This is a genomic window from Paraburkholderia sp. SIMBA_027, assembly GCF_046535315.1.
Classification (GTDB): Bacteria; Pseudomonadota; Gammaproteobacteria; order Burkholderiales; family Burkholderiaceae; genus Paraburkholderia; species Paraburkholderia tropica.
On sequence record NZ_JAWRWY010000102.1, the window covers coordinates 1 to 470 of the forward strand.

1 protein-coding gene is annotated in these 470 nt (G+C 30.6%); it reads right to left on the bottom strand.

The genetic code is table 11. From position 1 onward, the window contains the following. Positions 1-470: ABC transporter transmembrane domain-containing protein (locus tag SB764_RS38310; RefSeq protein WP_410866504.1), on the bottom strand; the 470-nt coding region annotated here is incomplete at both ends.

Consider the following 470-nt stretch of genomic DNA (forward strand, 5'->3'; position numbering starts at 1 on the left):
GTTTTGTGGATATACCTGAAGCTTTTCCTGCTCTCCTTTTTCTTCTTCTTCATAATAGTTCACATCTTCCAGTCTTTCTAAGCTTAATTTGGCTGCCTGCAATGATTTGAAGAAAACGATTAACTGGTCAATAGGAGAGTTTAATTGTCCTATAATGAAAGAGATACTTAATAGCATTCCTAATGTCATTTCTCCTTTTATTACAAGAGATGCAGCCATAAAGGTTACTAAAATATTTTTCACCTGGTTCAAAAATGCAAATCCTGAACTTTGTATCTGATCTATTTTTAGTAATTCTGAACTTACTTCATAAATCTTATTTTGAATTTCTTTCCAATTTTCTCTTTGGTGCTCTTCATATTGATTAATTTTAATCTCAGAAATTCCTTCTACAATTTCATAGATTGCTTCCTGATTTAGGCTTTTATATTTAAATCTTCTATATTCAAAGCTTTCTCTCTTTTTCACCC